The organism is Methanobacterium sp. BRmetb2 (assembly GCA_003491285.1).
Taxonomy (GTDB): Archaea; Methanobacteriota; Methanobacteria; order Methanobacteriales; family Methanobacteriaceae; genus UBA117.
Window position 1 is genome coordinate 1,952,255 of the sequence record CP022705.1, and the last position, 21,994, is coordinate 1,974,248.

At 32.7% G+C, this 21,994-nt stretch carries 25 protein-coding genes; 16 read left to right on the forward strand and 9 right to left on the reverse strand.

Annotation, left to right across the window (positions count from 1 at the left end; all coding sequences use genetic code 11):
• Nucleotides 1–20 precede the first annotated feature (20 nt).
• Nucleotides 21–1,244: a hypothetical protein gene (locus tag CIT01_09785; GenBank protein ID AXV38472.1), complete on the reverse strand. Its 1,224-nt coding sequence runs from the start codon at nt 1,242–1,244 to the stop codon at nt 21–23.
• 199 nt (nt 1,245–1,443) lie between these two features.
• Between CIT01_09785 and CIT01_09790 the strand changes: the two genes are divergently transcribed.
• The 8 genes from CIT01_09790 to CIT01_09825 all read left to right on the forward strand — a co-directional run bounded on the left by CIT01_09790 (nt 1,444) and on the right by CIT01_09825 (nt 8,349).
• Nucleotides 1,444–2,565 carry a lipopolysaccharide biosynthesis protein RfbU gene (locus tag CIT01_09790; GenBank protein ID AXV38473.1) on the forward strand — a complete coding sequence of 374 codons (1,122 nt, stop codon included), beginning with the start codon at nt 1,444–1,446 and terminating at the stop codon, nt 2,563–2,565.
• 1 nt (nt 2,566) lies between these two features.
• Complete coding sequence (locus tag CIT01_09795; protein AXV38474.1) at nt 2,567–3,247, forward strand: hypothetical protein; 681 nt, start codon at nt 2,567–2,569, stop codon at nt 3,245–3,247.
• Nucleotides 3,248–3,258: 11 nt separating this feature from the next.
• Nucleotides 3,259–4,254 (forward strand): glycosyltransferase, encoded by a 996-nt coding sequence (locus tag CIT01_09800; GenBank protein ID AXV38475.1) that lies wholly within the window; start codon nt 3,259–3,261, stop codon nt 4,252–4,254.
• Between the two features lie 25 nt (nt 4,255–4,279).
• Nucleotides 4,280–5,020 (forward strand): family 2 glycosyl transferase, encoded by a 741-nt coding sequence (locus CIT01_09805; GenBank protein ID AXV38476.1) that lies wholly within the window; start codon nt 4,280–4,282, stop codon nt 5,018–5,020.
• 234 nt (nt 5,021–5,254) lie between these two features.
• Nucleotides 5,255–5,446: a ferredoxin gene (locus CIT01_09810; protein AXV38477.1), complete on the forward strand. Its 192-nt coding sequence runs from the start codon at nt 5,255–5,257 to the stop codon at nt 5,444–5,446.
• A 20-nt stretch (nt 5,447–5,466) separates the two neighbouring features.
• The gene (locus CIT01_09815; protein AXV38478.1) at nt 5,467–6,456 is read left to right on the forward strand and encodes a ferredoxin; all 990 of its coding nucleotides are present in this window, start codon (nt 5,467–5,469) and stop codon (nt 6,454–6,456) included.
• A 484-nt stretch (nt 6,457–6,940) separates the two neighbouring features.
• Nucleotides 6,941–7,633, forward strand: coding sequence for a transcriptional regulator (locus CIT01_09820; GenBank protein ID AXV38479.1), 693 nt, complete (start codon nt 6,941–6,943; stop codon nt 7,631–7,633).
• Between the two features lie 248 nt (nt 7,634–7,881).
• Nucleotides 7,882–8,349 carry a hypothetical protein gene (locus CIT01_09825; GenBank protein ID AXV38480.1) on the forward strand — a complete coding sequence of 156 codons (468 nt, stop codon included), beginning with the start codon at nt 7,882–7,884 and terminating at the stop codon, nt 8,347–8,349.
• 18 nt (nt 8,350–8,367) lie between these two features.
• Here CIT01_09825 and glmS read toward each other — a convergent pair whose 3' ends face one another.
• A complete protein-coding gene (glmS, locus tag CIT01_09830; protein ID AXV38481.1) occupies nt 8,368–10,149 on the reverse strand; it encodes a glutamine--fructose-6-phosphate transaminase (isomerizing) in 1,782 nt (593 codons plus the stop codon).
• 174 nt (nt 10,150–10,323) lie between these two features.
• Between glmS and CIT01_09835 the strand changes: the two genes are divergently transcribed.
• The 8 genes from CIT01_09835 (at nt 10,324) to CIT01_09870 (ending at nt 16,448) form a co-directional block, all read left to right on the forward strand.
• Nucleotides 10,324–11,067 carry a phosphoribosylaminoimidazolesuccinocarboxamide synthase gene (locus CIT01_09835; GenBank protein AXV38482.1) on the forward strand — a complete coding sequence of 248 codons (744 nt, stop codon included), beginning with the start codon at nt 10,324–10,326 and terminating at the stop codon, nt 11,065–11,067.
• Between the two features lie 40 nt (nt 11,068–11,107).
• The gene (locus tag CIT01_09840; GenBank protein AXV38483.1) at nt 11,108–11,362 is read left to right on the forward strand and encodes a phosphoribosylformylglycinamidine synthase; all 255 of its coding nucleotides are present in this window, start codon (nt 11,108–11,110) and stop codon (nt 11,360–11,362) included.
• Nucleotides 11,362–12,012, forward strand: a complete 651-nt coding sequence (locus CIT01_09845) for a phosphoribosylformylglycinamidine synthase I (protein ID AXV38484.1) — start codon at nt 11,362–11,364, stop codon at nt 12,010–12,012. The genes CIT01_09840 and CIT01_09845 overlap by 1 nt, the downstream gene beginning before the upstream one ends.
• A gap of 109 nt (nt 12,013–12,121) precedes the next feature.
• Nucleotides 12,122–12,826 (forward strand): uroporphyrinogen-III C-methyltransferase, encoded by a 705-nt coding sequence (gene cobA, locus CIT01_09850; GenBank protein ID AXV38485.1) that lies wholly within the window; start codon nt 12,122–12,124, stop codon nt 12,824–12,826.
• Nucleotides 12,823–13,602, forward strand: a complete 780-nt coding sequence (locus CIT01_09855; protein AXV38486.1) for a uroporphyrinogen-III synthase — start codon at nt 12,823–12,825, stop codon at nt 13,600–13,602. Before cobA ends, CIT01_09855 begins: the two co-directional genes overlap by 4 nt.
• 48 nt (nt 13,603–13,650) lie before the next feature.
• Nucleotides 13,651–13,929, forward strand: coding sequence for a signal recognition particle protein Srp19 (locus tag CIT01_09860; protein ID AXV38487.1), 279 nt, complete (start codon nt 13,651–13,653; stop codon nt 13,927–13,929).
• Nucleotides 13,930–14,143: 214 nt separating this feature from the next.
• Complete coding sequence (locus tag CIT01_09865; GenBank protein AXV38488.1) at nt 14,144–15,568, forward strand: single-stranded DNA-binding protein; 1,425 nt, start codon at nt 14,144–14,146, stop codon at nt 15,566–15,568.
• Nucleotides 15,569–15,647: 79 nt separating this feature from the next.
• Complete coding sequence (locus tag CIT01_09870) at nt 15,648–16,448, forward strand: transcriptional regulator (protein ID AXV38489.1); 801 nt, start codon at nt 15,648–15,650, stop codon at nt 16,446–16,448.
• A 71-nt stretch (nt 16,449–16,519) separates the two neighbouring features.
• Here the strand turns inward: CIT01_09870 and CIT01_09875 are convergent, their stop codons facing one another.
• The 7 genes from CIT01_09875 to CIT01_09905 all read right to left on the reverse strand — a co-directional run bounded on the left by CIT01_09875 (nt 16,520) and on the right by CIT01_09905 (nt 21,981).
• Nucleotides 16,520–16,951, reverse strand: a complete 432-nt coding sequence (locus tag CIT01_09875) for an acetolactate synthase (protein ID AXV38490.1) — start codon at nt 16,949–16,951, stop codon at nt 16,520–16,522.
• 46 nt (nt 16,952–16,997) lie between these two features.
• On the reverse strand, nt 16,998–18,296 hold the full coding sequence (locus CIT01_09880) for a phenylacetate--CoA ligase (GenBank protein ID AXV38491.1): 1,299 nt from the start codon (nt 18,294–18,296) through the stop codon (nt 16,998–17,000).
• A gap of 345 nt (nt 18,297–18,641) precedes the next feature.
• Entirely contained in the window at nt 18,642–19,256 is a 615-nt protein-coding gene (locus CIT01_09885) for a superoxide dismutase (GenBank protein ID AXV38492.1), read from the reverse strand.
• A 25-nt stretch (nt 19,257–19,281) separates the two neighbouring features.
• On the reverse strand, nt 19,282–19,968 hold the full coding sequence (locus tag CIT01_09890; protein ID AXV38493.1) for a peroxiredoxin: 687 nt from the start codon (nt 19,966–19,968) through the stop codon (nt 19,282–19,284).
• A 99-nt stretch (nt 19,969–20,067) separates the two neighbouring features.
• A complete protein-coding gene (locus tag CIT01_09895) occupies nt 20,068–20,577 on the reverse strand; it encodes a ferritin (protein AXV38494.1) in 510 nt (169 codons plus the stop codon).
• 33 nt (nt 20,578–20,610) lie between these two features.
• Nucleotides 20,611–21,783, reverse strand: a complete 1,173-nt coding sequence (locus CIT01_09900; protein ID AXV38495.1) for an MBL fold hydrolase — start codon at nt 21,781–21,783, stop codon at nt 20,611–20,613.
• 36 nt (nt 21,784–21,819) lie between these two features.
• Nucleotides 21,820–21,981 carry a rubredoxin gene (locus tag CIT01_09905; GenBank protein ID AXV38496.1) on the reverse strand — a complete coding sequence of 54 codons (162 nt, stop codon included), beginning with the start codon at nt 21,979–21,981 and terminating at the stop codon, nt 21,820–21,822.
• Between the last annotated feature and the right edge of the window lie 13 nt (nt 21,982–21,994).

Here is a 21,994-nt window from a genome sequence, read left to right on the forward strand (position 1 = left end):
TTATTACAATATTTATGTGACTAATTAGTAATGTTATATAATCTTTTTTCCATTTCCATTATTCTCTCTTTAGAACTTTTATATTTTCTAAGTCCACAACCACATATGCAATCTGTGAATTGGGGACAAACAATATAAAGTGCTTCTTTTGATTTCAAATCACTAATACTCATTTTATTCAAATGTTTTAAGACCCTTCTTTTTAAACGAGGGTTTTCAATATCTTCAGATAAATATGTGGGGGTTCTAACAGTTGAAGGTAATTTTTCTACTCCTCTTACTCTTTTACGTTCTATTTCACGTCTTTTACTTATTTTAGATGTGGAAGTCTTCATTTGGGGATCTCGATATGGCACACCTGCATCAGACAATGCAATCATGCGTTCATCTTCAACAGAAAGGGGTTTATCAATATTATTTAATGTCGGAGAAGCTATTGTTCCACCTTTCCTTCTAAATGCAGGACCTTCACCCACATGAAAACCGGATTTAATAAGGCCATATCTAACTGGAGCGGCTGATGTATAGGTCAAAATCATTCCATCATTTTTTAAAAGTATTTTTAATCCCCTTAGAAACTCCAGTGAAAATAATTCTGGAGATTTAGAGGGACTAAACGGGTCTAAAAATATTATATCATAATCAGCTTTTACCAGATTTTTAATCACGTCACGGGCATCATCATAGAAAATCCTAATTTTAATGTCATCATAGATATCCTTTTTATCAATCTTTTCTTTCTTATTTTTTAAAAACCCATCATCATATAAACTATCCTCTGCAGCCTTTTTAATGATTTTATAAGATTCAATTGGACTTGGGATTAACAATGATGCAGCCATAGTTTCTTTAGATATTTCTACCATATCAATTTGAATTTTTATGCTACCATTTTTCTTTTTTAAGTATTCAATAGAAGCCGCAGCATTATAACCTAATCCACTACATAAATCCAATATTTTTATATGGTTTTTGTATTCCATTTTAGAGGGTATAACATATTTATTAAGTGATTCTTTTATTGCACCATGATGGGTGTGCATAGTTTCAGAGTTACCATCTAAAAGCCCTGATCTTAAGGTGTAAGATCCATCCTCAGTTAGGATTAGATGGTCCTTTAGAAGTCTTTTTGCATCTTCTCGTGCAGCCGTATTTCCATTATTTTCCATATAAAAGCAGTTGGATATAATAGTTAGTGCTTCCTTTGCAGGTTTTAAAGGAAGATAATTTTTCTTTAAACTCATTGAAAATAGTATATCTTTTTTACTAAATAAGTGGTATATATAAATAGACTTAATATGATTTCAATTAAGAATAATAATTAAAAAGGTATTTGTTTATGATATGATTAAATAATTCTGCTGTAAGAATAATAATTATTTAAAATATCTTTTATATTTAAAATGGCTATTTATCAGTTAAATATTCAATTTGATGGTTAAAATGAGAATATGTATTGTTTCAGATTTTTTCATCCCTCATTATAATGGTGGAGGAGAAAGACGTTATTATGAGATTGCCAGAAGAATGGTAGAGAAAGGACATTCAGTAGACTTGGTCTGCATGAGAATTCAAGGTGTAAATTCAAGGGAAATTATAGATGGAATAAATATACACCATATAGGCCCTGCCATTAGAAAACCACCTTATAGGAATGTATTTGATTTCATATACTTTATTTTATCAGCTTTTTGGTGGATAATTTCCCATGATTATGATGTTATTGATGCTCAAACCTACGTCCCATTGGTACCTGGATTTTTTGCTGCTAAAATTAAAGGGAAAAAAGTTATAGGTACTATCCATGATGTAAGCTCTCCTGAACAGGACCAATGGTTAATTTTATTTGGATTAGCATCAATTTTCGAGAAAATACTGGTTAAACTACCCTTTAATAAAATTATAACTGTTAGTAAATCTACTAAAAAGGCTTTAATTGAAAATTACCATGTAAATCCAGAAAGGATCCAAGTTGTGCATAATGGAGTGGATTTGGAGTGGATTGATTCACTGGAAATTGATGAAAAATATGAAAACTCCATAATATACGTGGGACGTTTAGCTCCCCATAAACACGTGGATGATCTTATACGCTCCGTGAAGTTTCTAAAAGAGGGATTACCTAATATTAAATTGAGAATAGTAGGAGACGGAGTTGAAAGGGAAAGTTTAATTAAATTAGTAAAAGACTTTAAACTAGATAAAAATATTGAATTTTTAGGTGAAATTGATTATACGGATGTTATATTGGAAATGAAAAAATCGAATGTATTAGCTTTACCATCTACCCGAGAAGGTTTTGGTATGGTACTTGCCGAAGCTGGTGCTTGTAGAATCCCAGTTGTCACATATAATGTGGGGGGTGTGGTGGAGGTTGTTGAAGATGGAAAAAATGGTTTTTTAGTAGAACCCCGTGATATAAGAGCAATGACAGAAAAAATTCACTTTTTAATTTCTAGTAATAATAGTATGAAAGAAATGGGTGATTATGGATATAGAAAGGTGAATAGCCTATTTCAATGGGATAAAATAGTGCAGCATATTATTGGATTATACAGTGATTGAAATGGAAGGAAAATATAACAAATCTTATTTTGACACTCCTATCATGGATGAAGAAGTAGCACTTAGCCGGGAAGGATATCAAAAGATTGTTAAGGAAGTTATAATCGATCTTCCCAAAAATAGTAAAATTTTGGATGTTGGATGTGGCCGTGGAGCTCATCTTAAAGATTTTAATAAGGTACGTCCTGATTTGAAGTTGTATGGTGTGGATATAGGGGATGTTGAAGAGTATTTGCCTGATTTTATAAATTTCTATAAAACATCTGCAGATAATTTACCATTTAAAAATGAAGAATTTGATTTTGTAATTTGTTTCCATGTTTTAGAGCATGTTTTTAATCCAGAAAAATGTTTATTAGAATTTAATCGAGTCTTGAAAGAAAGAGGAGTAACATATATAGAAGCTCCCTATTTCAAAACAACAACAATACCTGATGGTATTATGAATTTTTGGAGTGATCCAACCCATATCCGACCTTACAATCATAGTTCTTTTCAGAGGATCTTAACGGAAACCGGATTTGATATATTAAAAATGAGGGTGTGGAGATCATGGTTCACAATTTTACTGGGACCTTATCTGATCTTGAAAAGAATTTTTTTAAATGATCGAGATGCATTATCTACCTTCTGTGCGCACATGGTGGGACATTCAATTGGCGCTTTTGCAAAAAAATTATAGAGTGATAAAAAGTGACTGAGACCTATATTATTACGCCAAATTATAATGGGAATGATTTTTTAAAAAATTACTTTGAATCTGTACTAGAACAGACTTACACTAATTTTAAAGTAATATTTATTGATAATTCAACTAATCAAGACAGTTACAATTATATAAAACAGTTTTATGGTGAAAAATTAGACAAAGGTAAAATAATACTAGTAAATACTCCCGAAAATTATGGATTTGCTAAATCTAATAATTTAGGAATTAAAATGGCTTTTAAAGACACTGAATGTAAATATATTATATGTTTAAATAATGATACTCGCGTAAAACCAGATTTTTTGAAAGAATTGATTATATCCATAGAAAAACATCCTGAAGCAGCTAGTATTCAGTCTAAAATGATTTGGGGTACAGATCCCAATCTTATAGATTCTGTGGGTCTTGAATATTCAAAAAATGGGTTGGGTTTTAACCGGGGTGCCTATGAATCAGTAGAAAAATACAAGGAAGAAGTGGAAATATTTGGATCTTGTGCTGGTGCATGTTTGTTTAGAAGAGACTCCCTTGAGGATGTTAAGATAGATGATGAATATTTTGATGAGGATTTTTTCGCTTATTATGAAGATTTTGACTTAGCATTAAGATTAAGATGGGCTGGCTGGTCATCATGGTATTCTCCTCGAGCTATAGTTTACCATTATAAAGGGGGCACTGGTGGAATAAAATCAGATTTTACTATTTATCATAATTGGAGAAATTATACCTGGACTGTATTTAAGAATATTCCAACTTTTTACCTGGTTAAATATGGAGTTTTAATTTTTTTAACTGAATTAATGCAGCTGTTTATCAACATTACCCGTAAGAAAATGAAAACAATATTTAAGGCAAAAATTGATGCTTACAGCAGTATTGGTAAATTTTTTAAAAAGAAAGATAAAATAAGAAAGCGAGTTGAGTTTAAAGAACTGGAAAAATGGTTTATTACCAAATGGAAAGTTAAGATTCCTGATTAATATTACTAAAGTGACTTGTGATTTCATGATATCTGTTATCTGTGTTTGTAATGACAAAGATATTTTCAATAAGTGTCTAATGAAAAGTTTAAATGCTCAAACTTATAATTATGAACTTATTTTAGTAGATAATACTCAACAAATTTTTAAATCAGCTGCAAAAGCTTTAAATTATGCAGCTAGAGATGCAAAAGGGAAATATTTGATGTTTACTCATCAAGATGTTTATCTAGCTTCTGAAACTTTCTTGGAAGATTTGGAAAATATATTACCTAAATTAAATGATCTTGGCATTGCTGGTTTTGCAGGAGTTTCAAATAAAATAAAAGGTGTTATATCCAATATGGAACATGGTACTCCACCTGAGCTTGCAGGTAAAAATAAGATAGAAGAACCAGTTCCGGTACAGACTCTGGATGAATTTTTGTTTATAATACCCAGAACCGTTTTCAAACATCTAAAATTCGATGAAAAATGTTGTGACAATTGGCATTTATACGCTGTGGATTACTGTTTGTCGTTAAATGAATATGGTTTAAATGTATATGTTCTTCCATTTAAGACATATCACTTGTCTCCAGGATATTCTATGGATAAAAATTATGATATAATTCTTAAAAGGTTGTTGAAAAAACATAAACAAAATTATGACTGGATATACACCTCTTTAGGAAATTATAACACGTTTTATCCTCTTTCACTTCAAAAAATTGCAAAAAAAATTTTTATTCCCTTTTTAAAGAAGGTGGGTTTGTGGGAATATTAATTAATATAGAATCTAAATCTAGTAAAGTAAATAAATAATCGTTTAACTCAATTTTTTAATTATCAACAACCCATAATAATTAATAGACATTTCGATAATTAACCACTAATTTTCGTTATTCCATGTTTTTAAAACATCATTAGACTCTTAAAAAAAATTGTGTATAATTCGATATGTTTATATATTCATATCGTATAAGTATAGTATTAACATATGGAACTGATGGTGGTAATCATGCCAGTAGAAATAGATATGGAAAAATGTGGAAAAATCAAAGACTGCCCAGGCGAAGGTCTGTGCATCAAACTCTGTGAACAGGGTGCATTAGTAGATGAAGAGGGAGAACTGGTTTTATATCCTGATAAATGTGATGACTGTGACTTATGCATCACTAACTGCCCTAACCAGGCCATATCAAAGGTTTAAATCTAATGTGGGGAATAATAATGAGTACTGTAGAAAGAGATGGGAACGAAAAACGTTCCCTGGATTATATCAGCGATAAATGCGTAGGCTGTGGTATATGTACAGATATATGTCCTACAGAATCCTTAAGGCTTGGTCCTGTGTTACCCATAGCTAGAGGATTAGTTGATATGGACTATGTCAATGTAAATAAAGATAACTGCGTTTTGTGCGGTTTATGTGCTTCTGCATGTCCTTTTGAAGCATTTGAATTCAAAATAAATGATACAAGCATCAAAGATATTGATGCATACCCTCAATGGAAACACACTGCAACCATTGACAACGAAAAGTGCTTATATTGTAAGGCATGTGAAATTACATGCCCTCAAAATGCAATAACTGTTAAAAGAGAGTTACCCAAACGTTCTAAACTTGTGACGGGCGAAATCGAAATAAACAAAGATGAATGCATCTACTGTGGAATATGCGAGGAGATGTGTCCACCCCAGGCCATATCCATCAGCAGAAAAACACCCCTAGATCGTGACATTACAGTGGATGAAGATAAATGTGTTTACTGTATGGTGTGTAAACAAGCTTGTCCAGTTGACGCCATTAAAGCTACATGTACCTCATGTTCTTGTGGTGAATACCAGTTAGATCCAGAAGATGCAAAAATCAAGGGAACAACCATCTTACAAGAAGATTCATGCATTAATTGTGGTTGGTGTCAGGATATCTGTCCGGTGGACGCAGTTAAAGTCATAAAACCCTTTGAAGGAGAAATTTTACTGGACACCACAGAATGTAAAGGTGAATCATGCCACGCCTGTGTGGATGTGTGTCCCTGTAATGCAGCCAGCATTGTTGATGATAAATCATCTATTGAAAACAAATTTTGTATCCTCTGCGGTGCCTGCACTAAAGTATGTCCACAAAACTGCATCAGCATAAAAAGGGATAAGCTTAACTTAGAAAATATTCGCTCCAAATCATGGCAAAATAAGTTAAGTAGCTTGATTGATTGAAGTTTCCCTTTTATTTCTCTATTTCAATCATTCACTCTTAATTTTATGAATCTAATTTAAGATACTTATTTTTTTCTCTTATTAAAATACTGATATACAATATTAGACTATGTTACTTTATAAATATGGATTTTTAACTAGTTATTTTAAGTTTTTTTGATATGTATTTTTAATTTTTTTGTAAAAACGTAAATTAAATAAAATATTATGGGCATATAGTTAAAAAAATGATATAATCAGCTATCTAAATTTGGAACTCATAAAACTGATTTCATCCAGTTTGTAGTTAGCTGTTTAATGGGTAAAGTTATAAAACTAATATACACAAATATTATTTAATATCGTGATTATAATACTATATCAAATTGCAATATATTATATGGGTAATTCTCCAAGGATATTAACACTTTTAGCTAATTCTTCTAAATGTTCTTCTGATAAGAGATTGTGGAGTAACGAAAAAATAATCTGGTGGAGGCATTAAATGGATAGGACAAAAAATGAACCACAATATAGGTTAAAACTATACGAAAAGATAATATTATTGGATAAAAGAAAGTTTGAGCTTTTAAAATACATCGATGAATGTGGCTCCATAATGCAAGCTTCAAAGCAGGTCAATATACCTTACCGTAGTGCCCATAAGTACATAGGGAACTTAGAAACTGACCTAAATAAATCAATTGTTTTCACTAAAAGAGGAGGAAAAGGTGGTGGTGGGGAAAGTAGATTAACAGAGACAGGTAAACAGATATTAAAAGAATATAGAAAAGTTGATAGTATTTTAAAGATGCATGCAGATGTAAATGAGATTGAAGGTGAAATAGTAGATATTAATGTGGAAAATAAAATTGTTAACATTTATTTAAACAAAAATAAAGTTATTCTTCCACTACGAGGAAATTTTAACATCGGAGATAAAGTTTTAGTTTTAATAAGTCCAGAAGATATATTTGTGATGTTAGAACCCCATGAATCAAATGTCCGGAATGTTTTTGAAGGAAAAATAACAAGCATGAAATTGAAGGATCATTTGGTTAGGTTAACTGTGGATCTGGGCGATACTAATCTTTTTTGCGATGTAACTAAATATATTCTGGAACAATTGGATTTAAATTTAGGTAAAAAAGTTTATATAGGATTCAAAGCTGCAGCTATAGCCATGGTCAAAATATAATAAATAATTGTATTGAGTTATTTAATTTATACGAATCTATCCCATAAATTAAATAAATAACTCCCTAACTCACATAAATATTTAAATATGTATGGTAATTCCAAATTACTCATTTTTTATTTAATTCTGTTTTAGTTATTGGTTATTGATTTATTAACAGATTTAAAATTATTTTTGAAAGAAAATAAATATAAATTCTATAGGTTAATAGATTATATATTAACTTTAAAACTATTGGGGAGATTAATATGAACAAAATAAATTTATCTCTTTTGATAATTATCTTAATTGTTGTTTTTTCAGGTTTTTTCTACCAAGAAGCACTGAACAATTCTAAAAAGAATGATCTTGTTTCTAATGTAAACGCAGCCGTAAAATTAGTTGAAACAAAAGGTGAAGCATCTTTTCCAGAATTTTATACAGATAAATGGTTTAAAGGGGACGAATACATATTTATCTGGCAGTTGAACGGTATAAGGGTTGTTTATCCTCCAGATCCAGCAGGCGTTAATAAGAACATGACGGACCTTAAAGATTATGCAGATAAGCCAATTGGAAAACTTTTTATTGAAACTGCACAAAAAGGAGAAGGGTGGGTTGAATATATATGGCCCAAACCAGGAGAAACTACTCCGTCCACCAAAATTACCTTCATCAAAAAGGCAGTATATGGAAACCAAACCTATCTGGTAGGATCCGGAATTTATTTAGATTAAAAAAATTAGAGAATAGGATTATTCTACAGTAACGCACTTGGCCAGATTCTTTGGTTTATCTGGATCAATACCTTTAGCCACACTAATATAGTAAGATAAAAGTTGAAGGGGAATAATGTAAGGTATTGCTGAGAAAATCTCGTCAATTTCATCATCAAATCCGATTAAATCTTTGGTCTCAGATTTTAATACATCATCCTCTTGTGATCCCAAACCTATTACATGGGCTCCCCTGGCCCTAACTTCTTCCACATTACTTAAAGTCTTGTCGTGACTCTTTCCAGGAGGTACTACAGCCACCACCGGAACTTCATCATCAATAAGGGCTAATGGGCCGTGTTTCAGTTCGCCAGCAGCGTAACCTTCAGCATGGATATATGTAATTTCTTTTAGTTTTAATGCTCCTTCCATGGCAGTAGGAAATGAAAATCCTCGGCCAATAAAGAAGAAGTCATGGACATTTTTATATTTTTGAGCAATAGAAATAATTAAATCTTCTTTTTTAAGAATATTTTCCATATAAACTGGAATTTTATTCACATTTTCTAACAACTCTTCCTTTTGGCTCATGTAAATTGCTAAAACATAAATGCATGCCAATTGACTTACATATGTTTTTGTGGCCGCCACCCCAATTTCAGGGCCGGCACGGGTATAAATCACGTGTTTTGCTTCACGGGTTGCCCTGCTTCCTAACACATTAACTATGGCCAATGTCTCTGCTTTTTTATTGGCAATTCGAAGAGATTTTAAAGTATCCGCAGTTTCACCAGATTGAGTTATGAGGATGACTAAGGTATCATTATCCAGAGTATTAGCTGAGTATTCAAACTCTGAAGCCAGTACCACATCAATTGGAATGTCCATTAAACTTTCAAATAGATATTTCCCAATTAAAGAGGCGTGATATGAAGTTCCACAGGCAACAAAACATATTCGCTTAATAGATGGAATATCCTGCACAACCTTTTTTATTTCATCTGCTTCCATTAGTGTATCTTTAACTGCTTTGGGCTGTTCATGGATTTCTTTAAGCATGAAATGATCGTAACCACCTTTTTCAGCCATTTCAGGGGTCCAATCGATGATGTGCACTTCTTTTTTTACCACATTTCCATTTATATCCTTTACAGTAACTCCCTTATCTTTATCTAAAATAATAAGTTCGTTATCTTTAAGATATATGATGTTATTGGTATGTTTCAATATGGCTGGAACATCTGAAGCCAGGAAATATTCAGACTCATTTTTTCCAGCTATAAGTGGGCTGTCTTTTAAGATACCAATTATTTTTCCTGGTTCATCTAAGGAAAAAACTGCTAGGGCATAACTACCTTGCAGGTCGTTGGTAGCCATTCTAATTGATTCTTCAAGATCATGTCCTTGATCCATATATTTCTCTATTAAATGGGGAATAACCTCAGTATCAGTTTCAGATTTAAATACGTGTCCTTCCTGTATTAGCATATCCTTTAATTCTTTGTAATTTTCGATTATCCCGTTATGTACAACGGAAATTCTGTTTTTACAATCTGTATGAGGATGAGAGTTTTCACGGGTAGGAATTCCATGGGTGGCCCATCTTACATGGGCTATGCCCATAGTCCCCGGCAGATCTCCCAAATTTAATTCTCGATCAACATAGTCAATTTTACCTTTGTCTTTTTTAAGTTCTATTTTATTGTAGGGTGTTGCAATACCCACAGAATCATAACCTCTATACTCCAGCCTTTTAACACATTCTAGGAGCACAGGGGCGGCTTTTTTGTTATTCAATATACATCCTACTATTCCACACATGATTTCACCTTGTACGGTGTAAGATATATTGATTAGTAAAAATCAATACATTTTATAAACTTATTAATTAATTAAATATATTTAATCACATCTTTAATCTAATTCAAATTATATATCAGTAATTGAATTTACATCTATATAAGCGTTTGAGCATAAATAAAAAATGGAGATAACATGAGCAAAAAAATTGGAAGACTGTTATACACTGGTAAAGCAAAGGATGTATATGAAACCGATGATCCAGATAAAGTCATTGTAAAATTTAGGGATGACATTACTGCAGGAGACGGTGAAAAGAAAGATAATATAGAGATGAAAGGTTATTATAATTCTCTAATTTCTGCTAAACTTTTCCAGGTATTAAAAGCTGAGGGTATTAGAACACAGTACATTGAACTTTCCAAACCAAGATACATGCTTTCTCATAGATTAGAAATGATACCTTTAGAAGTCATAGCTCGAAATAAAGCAGCAGGCAGCCTTCTGAGGAGATACCCTTTTGAAGATGGACAGGAATTTGTTCCTCCATTAATACAGATAGATTATAAAAGCGATGAATTCGGCGACCCAATGTTGAATGATGAAATTGCAATTGCACTTGGACTGGTTAACCGGGAAGAAATCAGGAAGATTAAAGAAATCACATTAAAAATAAATAATAGTCTAAAGAAATTCATGGAAGAGAGAGGAATATCTCTGGTTGATTTTAAAATCGAATTTGGGTTTGATAAGGATAGAAATATAGTATTAGGTGATGAAATAAGTCCGGACACATGTAGATTTTGGGATATTGAAACATGTGCCATATTGGATAAGGATTTATTCAGAAAAGGTGAATCTGGAGTAATTGAAGCATACAGAAAGGTAGCTTTAATGCTTTTAGATGAAGAAGATAGAAATAAATGGGGATTAGAATAATTTAATTGATCTAAACGTATTATTAAGTATCGGTGGTCAGATGAAGTTTGATGTTGAAGTTAAAATTAGCTTAAAAAAAGGTATGTTAAACCCAGAAGCTTCTACCATTCAAAGAGCACTTGCTCTTTTAGGCTACGAAGTGGAAGGTACAGATACAGTTGAAATTATAAAGTTTAAGATAGATGAACAAAACGAGGATATTGCAAGAAGTGAAGTTGATGACATGTGTCAACGTCTTTTATGTAATCCTGTGATACATGATTATGAAATAGAACTAAAAGAAGAGGAAAAATGATGAAAGTTGGAATCATTAGGTTCCCTGGATCCAACTGTGACCGGGATGTTTATCATGCACTGGAACTTGCTGGGGGCGAGCCAGAATATATCTGGTGGAGTCAAAAAGATCTTTCCAGAATTGACGCAGTTGTTATTCCGGGAGGATTTTCTTACGGTGATTATCTTCGTGCAGGGGCTATAGCCGCTATAACACCTGTCATTGAAGGTATTAAATCTTTAGTGGCTGAGGAAAAACCTGTTCTTGGAATATGTAATGGTGCTCAAATACTGGCAGAGGTAGGTCTTGTACCTGGAGTTTTTACTGTAAACAGTAATTCAAAATTTATCTGTCAATGGACTGACTTAAAGGTTGAAACTACTCGAACTCCTTTTACTAATCTTTATAAAAAAGGTGAAGTTATAAAGATGCCTATTGCACATGCTGAAGGCCGTTATTATACTAAGACAATTCAAGAACTCAAAGATAATGATCAAATTGTATTGAAATTTTCTTCTGATAATCCTAATGGATCACTGGAGGCCATAACTGGTGTTTGTGATGAAACAGGCCTTATATGTGCAGTTATGCCCCACCCAGAAAGGGCTTCTGAGACAATTTTAGGTTCTGATGATGGTCTCAACTTCTTCAAGGGAATAATTAATTATTGAAGTTAATAATTGGAATTTTAATTCCCAAAATTTTTATTTAGAATAATTCCAAAGCAATTTTATAATGATTAAAACAACTATTTTGATAAAATTATAACATGGTGAATACATGGTAGTATATTTGATTGGTGCTGGACCTGGTGATCCTGATCTAATAACATTAAAAGCAGTTAAAATCCTTAAAAAAGCTGATGTAGTTATTTATGATAGGTTAGCCAACGAACAAATTCTGGATTATGCAAAGGATGCAAAGTTTATTTATGTTGGAAAAAAGGCTGGAGAACACTATAAAAGTCAGGATGAGATCAATCAAATCCTTATAGAACAAGGTAAAAATCATGACTTGGTAGTTAGACTTAAAGGTGGAGATCCATTTGTTTTTGGAAGAGGGGGAGAAGAAATGTTGGCCCTCCTTGAAGAGGGTATTGCAGTAGATTTTGTACCTGGTGTTACCTCTGCTATTGGAGTGCCTACCTCAGCTGGTTTACCTGTAACCCATAGAGCAGTAGCAACATCTTTTACCATAGTAACTGGACATGAAGATCCTACAAAAGAAGAAAAACAAGTTAAATGGGATTTTTCAGCTGATACTATAATTATTTTAATGGGTGTGGGAAATTTAAAAGCAAATATCAATGAAATAATGAAATATAAAAAATCTGACACTCCAGTATGTGTTATAGAAAATGGAACCATGCCTCAAGAGAGAGTAGTACTGGGTACACTGGAAGACATTACTGAAAAAGAAATAAATCCACCAGCACTGGTAATTGTTGGTAATGTTGTTAATATATACAAGAAGGCATCGCTATGAATGGATTTCAAGGTAAAATAATTGGAATAACCCGTCCTGCAGAAAGAACCCAGGAAGCCGTTGATTTTATTGAAAAAAATGGTGGCACAGCAGTTGTGGCACCTACACTGGAACTAAAAATTTCTAATTCAGATTCTCTCATCAATCTCTGTAATATGGTTGATAAACTTGATTGGTTGATCTTCACTTCTCCTACTGCTATTATTTCTTTATTTAAGCATTGCCCAGACTTAAATGAAAGATTGAGTAGTAAATGTCGAATTGCGGTTATTGGTCCTAGAACAGCAAAATTCCTTTCAGAATACGGTTTAAATGCAGAGATTGTTCCAGATGAATATACTGCCGAGGGACTTCTGGATGCTTTAAAAAATGAAAAAGTTAAAGATAAAAATATGGGTATTCCCCGTACAATGATAGCCCGGGATGTGCTACCAGAAGGTTTAAAGATAAGGGGGGCTAAGGTTTTCCTGGCAGATGCATATAAATCCAGTCTACCTAAAAATAAAGATAAAGTTCACAAACTTATACAATTGATCTTTGAGGGGAAGATTGATGCGGTTACTTTCACCAGCCCTTTAACTGTTAATAATTTTTTTGAAATGGCAGAAGATAACCGAAAGGATGAATTAATAAAAATTTTAAGAAGTGAAGATGTTTTGACTGCTGCTATAGGTCCGGTTACGGCCAAACCCCTGAAAGAACTGGGTATTGATCCAATAACTCCTGATGAATATACAGTTAAATCAATGTTAAACAAATTAATGGAGAAATTCTAGGTTATCATTAAATTGATTATTTTCACAAATTTTTGAGGAGGAGATTTTATAAAAACCATAATCTGGCCAGTTTATATAGATGTTGAAAAATCAAAAAAACAGGGAAGAAAAATTGCAAAAAAATATGCTGTGCCCTCTCCCAAACTTAATGAAATTTCAAATGCAGCCAAAAAACTCAAATTAAATCCTGAAGTTGAACAGAGTAAATCATACCCTACATTCTGGTGGGAATCTTCAGGGAGAGTTTTAGTTGATAAAGAGTTACCTAAAAGAGAGATTCTAGAAAAGATAAGTAATATTATTAAAACATCACGTTCTAAAAAATGATTTTCCAAGGATTTTCATTTTGGAACTTTTAAAAAAATTTTTATATACGATTTCTAGGATTATATTTATTATATACTATTATTTTTCTCATTAATTGACATTTTTTATTTGATTAATTTATATTGAGTCAATAAAAATTTATATAGCTAATCTAAATATTTTAAATAGTAATTATAAAATATCATATAATTTGAATTCAGTAAGGAGTTAAGTGATGAGTGAAAGTCTACCAGATTCAATGAAAAGAGCTTTTTCTAAGGCTAATGAAATGGTAAGTAATTCAGAGGACATAAAAATTTACAGTCATATTGACTGTGATGGAATATCTGCAGGGGCCATACTCTCAGAAATGTTAGATGAGTTAAATAAAGAACATGAAATTGAATTCATAACCCTGGATCAGATTCATGATATTGAAATTAAAAATGAGCTTACAATTTTCTCTGATCTAGCATCTGGACAGGATTTAGATAAAAATCTTGAAAAAATGAACAGTTCAACTTCTAAAATACTTATATTAGATCATCACCCTCCAGTACGAAAATTAAGTTATAATCCTGCTTTCAATGGTGAATTTTTAGAAATTAATCCTCATTACTATGGTATAGATGGTTCTTTTGATGTATCTGGTGGAGGAATGTCTTACCTCCTGGCACGCACATTTGAATTTACAAATTTGAGCTGGATAGGAGTTTTAAGTGCTGTAGGTGACATGCAAAACAATATATCTGGTAAATTAACTGGTTTAAACAAGTTAATATTAAAAGATGCTGTCGATTATGGTTTCATAGATTTGACAGATGATCTTTCAATTTACGGACGTCAAACCAGACCTATATTTGTTGCTCTTTCTTATTTTGGGGATGTAAATCTTCCCATAACCAATAATAAAACCGAATGTATTTTGATGTTAAAGAACCTAGATATTCCCCGAAAAAATGGTAGAAAAACTCGTTCACTCTGTGATTTAACTCAAGTTGAGAAAACTAAAATATTTTCGGAATTAATGAGAATGCTCAGCAGAGAAGTTCCACAAAAATATGTTAAACACATTCCTAAATTAATTACTGGAGAAGCATATGATTTTTTAAAAGAAAAAAAATACACCCCCCTTAGAGATGCGTCCGAATTTTCAACTGCAGTAAATGCATGCAGCCGAAATAATAACCCCGAAATTGCTTTAAATGTACTTAAAGGTGATAGGGGAATTGTGTTAGATGCTATGGAGGATTTGTCCTATCAACACCGGAGATATTTAGCTGAAAAAATAGAATGGGTTGAAAGCGAAGATAGAATTATACACCTTAAAAATCTTCAATATTTTAATGGTAATGAAATAAAACAAGAAGTAGTAGGCACTATTGCTGGAATGATTTTAAGCCATGGGGATTGGAAAAAACCTATCATAGGATTCACAGATATTGGAGACGAAAAAAGCGGGGTAAAAGTTTCACTGAGATGTTCCCGTCTTTTAGCTTATGATGGTATACATTTTGGTAATATCATCAAAAAGGTTGCTGAAAAACTTGGAGGTACTGGCGGCGGTCATTCAGTAGCATGCGGTGCTTACATACCAGAAGATAAAACTGAACAATTTCTCAAATTATTTGATGCAACATTAAATGGCAGATTAGCCTAAATAATATATTATTTGATATCAGTTTAATGAAATAGTTTTTATATAATTATTATAGATAGTAGGGGAACGCGGTGAATTTATGAATGTTTTTAAGAAAAAAGGGGAACTCACCCAATTTCAAATACTTGCAGAAATTGCTAAAAACGAGCCTCATCTAAGACAAAAAGACATTGCAGAAAAACTAGGAATAACTGTGCAGGCTGTTTCTGAAAATTTGAAAAATCTTGCTGATGAGGGATACGTTGAAACTAAAATGGGTCGTTCCAAATATAAAATTACCAAAAGAGGTATTGACAAGGTCAAGATGGAAGCCAGTGATCTAAAAAGATTTGCAGATGAAGTCCTAGATACAATGAGTACATATAAATCCATCTGGCCAGCCATTGCCAGGGAAGATCTTAAATCTGGCGATAAAGTGGGGATGGTCATGGATAAAGGTACTTTATACGCTAGTAAAGACGATTCATCAGCCCATGCTGAAGTCCTATCTAATGCAGCTAAAGGAGAAGACGTAGCATTGATAAAACTTGGGGGGACCATAGACCTAAAACCAGGTAAAGTTACCATATTAATATTACCAACTATTACTCAGGGCGGATCAAGATCCATCAATTATAGTAAACTTAAAAAAGTCATAAAAAAGGATTTCGACAAGGTAGGAATAATGGGTACAGTTTCTAGGGCGGTTGTTGATAAGTTAAATATCAAACCAGACTTTGAATTTTCAACTCCTAATGCTGCTGTTGCTGCTTCGAAAAGAGGTCTTAACGTACTAGTTTTCACAGTTGGAAAGATGAACCGGAGCATAATTCGAAAATTAGATGATGATGGAATAGAATATAAATTGTATGATGTGGTTTTAGAGGATCAGGAAAATTAAGTTAAATTCTAATTTTTTCATAAAAAATATTTAAAAAGTTGAAAATAGAGTTAAATTGAGATATTTGATTATTAAAGATTATAAACGTATTTTGCTGGAACTATAGTGGCACCACCATCTTTTAATACTTTTATTAACTGGTTTATATCTTCTGTTCTTAGCAGTACAATTGCTTTTTCTTCTTTTTCATCAACAAATGCATAAAGATATTCCAGGTTGATGTCAGAGTTATTCAGGATTTTAAGAACTGAAGCTAATCCCCCTGGTTGGTCTGATAATTCCACTGCAACTACTTCATTCATTTTTACAATGAAATTGTTTTCATCCAGTATTTTTCTTGCAGTTTCTGGTTCAGGAACAATCAGTCTCAAAATACCAAAATCTGAGGTATCTGCAATGGACAATGCCCTAATATTTATTCCAGCTTCACCGAGAACATTTATAGCTTTCCATAATCTTCCTTTCTTATTTTCTAAGAATATTGATATTTGTTTTATTTTCATGTTCATAACCCCTTTGATTTATCATTTCTAAATTTAACTCTTTTAATTAAATTTCCCTTTTATCAATAACTCGCACCGCTTTTCCTTCACTTCTTGGAATAGTTTTTGGTTCAACTAAGGTAACCTTAACTCTTAATCCTATTTCATCTTCAATATAACTTTCTATGCTCTTTTTAATACCTATTAATTCTTTAACTTCATCAGAGAAAAGTTTTTGGGATGCTTCGACCCTTACTTCAAGTTCATCCATTAAATGTGGTCTGGTAACAATGATCTGGTAGTGGGGTTCTATACCATCTATTTTTAGAAGAGCTTTTTCAATTTGGGAGGGGAACACAGAAACTCCACGTATCTTAAGCATATCATCAGTACGGCCAGTAATACGTTCCATCTTGATAAATGTTCTGCCACAACCACATTTTTCATTTTTGAGAGAGGTTATATCCTTGGTTCTAAACCTTATTATGGGCATACCTTCACGGGTTAGTGTGGTTAAGACCAGTTCTCCTTTTTCTCCCGATGACAGAGGTTCTAATGTTTCAGGATCAATTATCTCAGGATAAAAATGATCTTCAAATATGTGCAGTCCACTTTTTTGGTTACATTCAATGGCAACACCAGGCCCCATTATTTCCGTCAATCCATAAATATTGAATGCAGGCACACCAAACCTTTTTTCAATTTCCTGTCTCATTTCTTCAGTCCACATTTCTGCACCAAAGCCTACGGCTTTTAATTTGCATTTTTTAGGATCTACACCTTCACTAATTGCTACTTCGGCTAAATATAACCCGTATGACGGGGTGAAGATCATCAATGTGGATCCAAAATCGCACAGTATTTCAATCTGTCTTTTGGTTTGTCCAGTAGATATAGGAATCACTGTGGCCCCTATTTTTTGTGCACCATAATGTACTCCAAATCCTCCTGTAAATAGGCCGTATCCATGAGTATTCTGTATAATATCCTCTTGGGTAAGACCCATCATTGTTAAACCACGAGCCATTACCTCACTCCATATATCAAGGTCCTTTTTAGTATAACCAGAAACCACAGGTTTACCAGTTGTTCCTGAAGATGTATGAACTTCGATTATATCTTTTCGCGGGACTGCAAACATTTCAAAAGGATAGGCTTCTCTTAAATCATTTTTAGTTGTGAATGGAAGCTTTTCAATGTCTTTCAAGCTTTGAATGTCCTCTGGTTTCAGGTTTACATCATCGAATTTTTTTCGGTAATAGGGAACATTTTCATAGGCTGTCTTCACTATTTCCTGTAATCTTTCTAATTTTAATTGTTCCAAGTCATCCTTGGTCATGCATTCTGCTTCTTCATTCCAGATCATATATTTTCACCTGATTTATATTGATTTAAATTGATAGGTCCCTTATCAACCTTATTACAAATAATTAATGAGTTTACTTAATCAAAAAATTCTTGTTAATAAATATTTCTTGAATTAATATAAAATTTACTAAAAAAGGATGAAGTTTTTTAAATTATTAAATAAATTTACTAAAAATAAATAAAGAAATAATTTCAATAAAAGAGTTAATCCTTTAATTTTTAGAGTTAAATTTTTCTAATTAGGAAAAATTTTAAGAATTAATATCATTTAAGCAATTTAATAGAATTTATTTAAATAATAAATTAAAAAAAAGATTTAAAAAAATAAGAAAATTTTTTTTAGCTATGGTGAGTTAAGCCATACTTCTGTTCTTTTGTTTACCTCATCCCAGTTTACGATTTTCCAGAATGCATCTACAAAGTCAGGTCTTACATTTTTGTAATCCAAATAATATGCATGTTCCCAAACATCAAGTACCATGAGTATTCTAAAGTTTGGAATGACATTCACATTGTGTTTTTCAATTTGCATTATGAAAAGTCGATTAGTACCTTTGCATAGTGTTAATGCGGCCCATCCAGAACCTTCTGTACTATTAGCAGCCTGTGAAAATTCTTTTTTGAATCTTTCAAAACTTCCAAAGTCTTTTTTGATATACTTAGCAAGAGTACCTTCTGGTTCTCCTCCACATTTGCTGGCCGGCCCCATGTTCTCCCAGAATAATTTGTGTAACATGAATCCTCCCACATGGAAGGACAATTCTTTGGCCACAGCCTTAACATCAAAGTCTATATCTTGATCCCTTTTGTCAAATTTTTCAAGTAAGGCATTAGCTCCATTAACATATCCTTGATGATGTATAGTGTGGTGTATTTTTAGTTGTTCTTCTGAGATGTACGGTTCTAAATCTGTATAGTCATATGGTAATTTTGGTAATTCATAAAACTTTTTTTCCATTGTTTTCCCCCCTTATATTTTTTAATTACCATTTATAGTATGTTCTGTAACATAACCACCAGTCATAGCAGGTATATTGTTCGCACCGTTTTTTAGCGGTTTCAACATCTGCGGCAGGTGGAATTATTAGGCCTTTACCGATGAGTTCATTTTCTGGCCAATTAGCGGGTATGGCCACTCCTTTTTCTTCTACAGTTTTGAATCCTTCTAACATCCTCAATATTTCATCCATATTACGGCCTAATTCCTGTGGATAATAAAGAATAGCCCGTATAATTCCTTCAGGATCAACTATGAACACGGCCCGGACTGTGTTTGTTCCTTTTGCCGGATGAATAAGTCCCAGAATATCTGCTACCTTACCAGTATCTGCAATTATAGGGAAGGTAATTTCAGTGTCTAAATTGTCCTTTATCCATTCAGTCCATTTTATATGTGAAAATACTTGATCAACACTTAAACCAATTAGTTCACAGTTTAATTCACGAAATTTATCATATCTCTTCTGGAATGAAACAAACTCAGTTGTACAAACTGGTGTAAAGTCTCCAGGGTGGCTAAATAGTACAAACCATTTTCCTTTGAACTCTTTTGGTAATTTCATCATTCCATGGGTGGTTTGAACCTCAACTTTAGGGAATTTGTCCCCAATTAATGGCATTCCTCTACCTTTTTTCTTGATTTTTCTTAATTCGTATATTTTTTCTCCCATAATATATCCCCATTTTCTATCAAATAACTTCCTACGCTATCCTTTTTTATTTTTTATATTTATTTAATTATTTGGAAAAAATGAAAAAATAAAGAAAAATTATTCTGCAGCAGGTGGGTTAAATACTCTTTGACCTAATTCGTTATCTAACATGAATAGACTACCAGAATCACCAACTGCAAGTTTAATTTTCTGCAGTACTCCGCTGGAAGATTCTTCTTCTTCGACCTGTTCTGCAACAAACCACTGTAAAAAATTGTTGGTGGCATGGTCTTTTTCTTCAATTGCCAGATTTACCAGATCGTTTATCAAACCAGTTACCTTCTGTTCGTGTGCATATACATGCTCAAAAACTTCCAGTGGAGATTCCCATTCAGTTTGAGGTTTCTCAATCTCATCCAGAATAACCCTACCCCCTCTTTGAATTATGTAGTCATGAAATTTCATTCCATGGGAAACTTCCTCTTGGGCTTGTATCCTCATCCAGTTTGCAAAGCCACCTAAATCAATGGATTCAAAATAGGCGTTCATTGCCATGTACAGATATGCAGAATATAATTCTGCATTTAATTGACTATTTAATGCATTTTGTATTTTTTCTTCAAGCATACTAAATACTCCTTTTTTGTTTGATTTTGGTCATTAATTTGACCTATTTTTTAAAACAATTTCATCAGCCAATTTTTCTATTTTTTCAAGATCTTCATCTTTAGGCAGTCCCTTAACTAAAACTGGTTCCATAATTTCAATATTAAGATTGGATATCATATTTTTTAACTGTTCAATGGTTCTACCGCCCCACCCGTATGACCCAATTATTGATAAATATTTTGTTTTAGGCCGTAGTATATTGGCTAAATAGGCTAAGTAAACTGCTAGGGGATGAGGACCCGTTAAAACTGTGGGGGTAGCAATGATTAGGGTTGAAGCATCGACTAATGCTTCAGCTATATCTCCAGTATCTGAATTAACTAAATTAAAAGGTTTAACTACCATACCTTTATTCACAAGCGATTCTATGAGGTGATCAACCATTATCCTCGTGCTACCATGCATAGATACATAGGTAAGAACTACCTCAGCATTTGTTTTATCGGATATCCATTCTTTATACAATTCTAAAACGAATTCTACATTTTTATGAAGTGGGCCGTGACTGGGGGCGATTATGTCTATATCCACTTTACCAATTTTATTGATATTACCTGCAATAATTTTGCGAAATGGCATCATTATTTCAGCGTAATATCTTTTAAGGGGACTATATAGCTTATTTTCATCTTCAATGGATAATTCACTTGTTGCCATGTGGGAACCGAAAAAATCACAGCTAAATAATAACTTATCTTCCCTTAAATAGGTGACCATGGTTTCGGGCCAGTGCACCCAAGGAGTGAAAATGAATTCCAATGTTTTGCCTCCTAGGGCTAAGGTATCTCCATCATCAACTGTGTAAAATTTTTCTTCTGGAATTAATAAGAGATTTTTAAGTAATTCTTTGCATTTATTGTTTGTAACAACCAGGGCACGGGGGTATAATTGAATTATTTCAGGTAGTGTTCCAGAATGGTCCTGTTCGGCATGATTAACTATGATATAATCCACGTCGGCGTTAATTTGTTTAAGTTTATCAATTAATTCTTGGCCTTTAGTGGGGTCCACTGTATCAATTAATGCTGTTTTTTCATTGCCTACCACGAGATAAGAATTGTAACTGGTACCTTGGGGCAAAGTTATTAATTCATCGAATAATCTTCTATCCCAATCTTCTGATCCTAAAAAATAAATATTTGGTTTAATTGTCCTTAGAGACATATTAATCCATCTTTTTGAAATTTTAACTTTTAAATATTAATCTACTTTTTTAAACTGGTCTTTACCTACACCGCAAATAGGGCATATCCAGTCGTCTGGAAGTTCCTCGAAAGGAGTCCCTGGATCTATTCCTGAGGCAGGATCTCCTTCTTCGGGGTCATATACGTATCCACACATCTCACATATATATTTATCCATTTTATACCTCCAC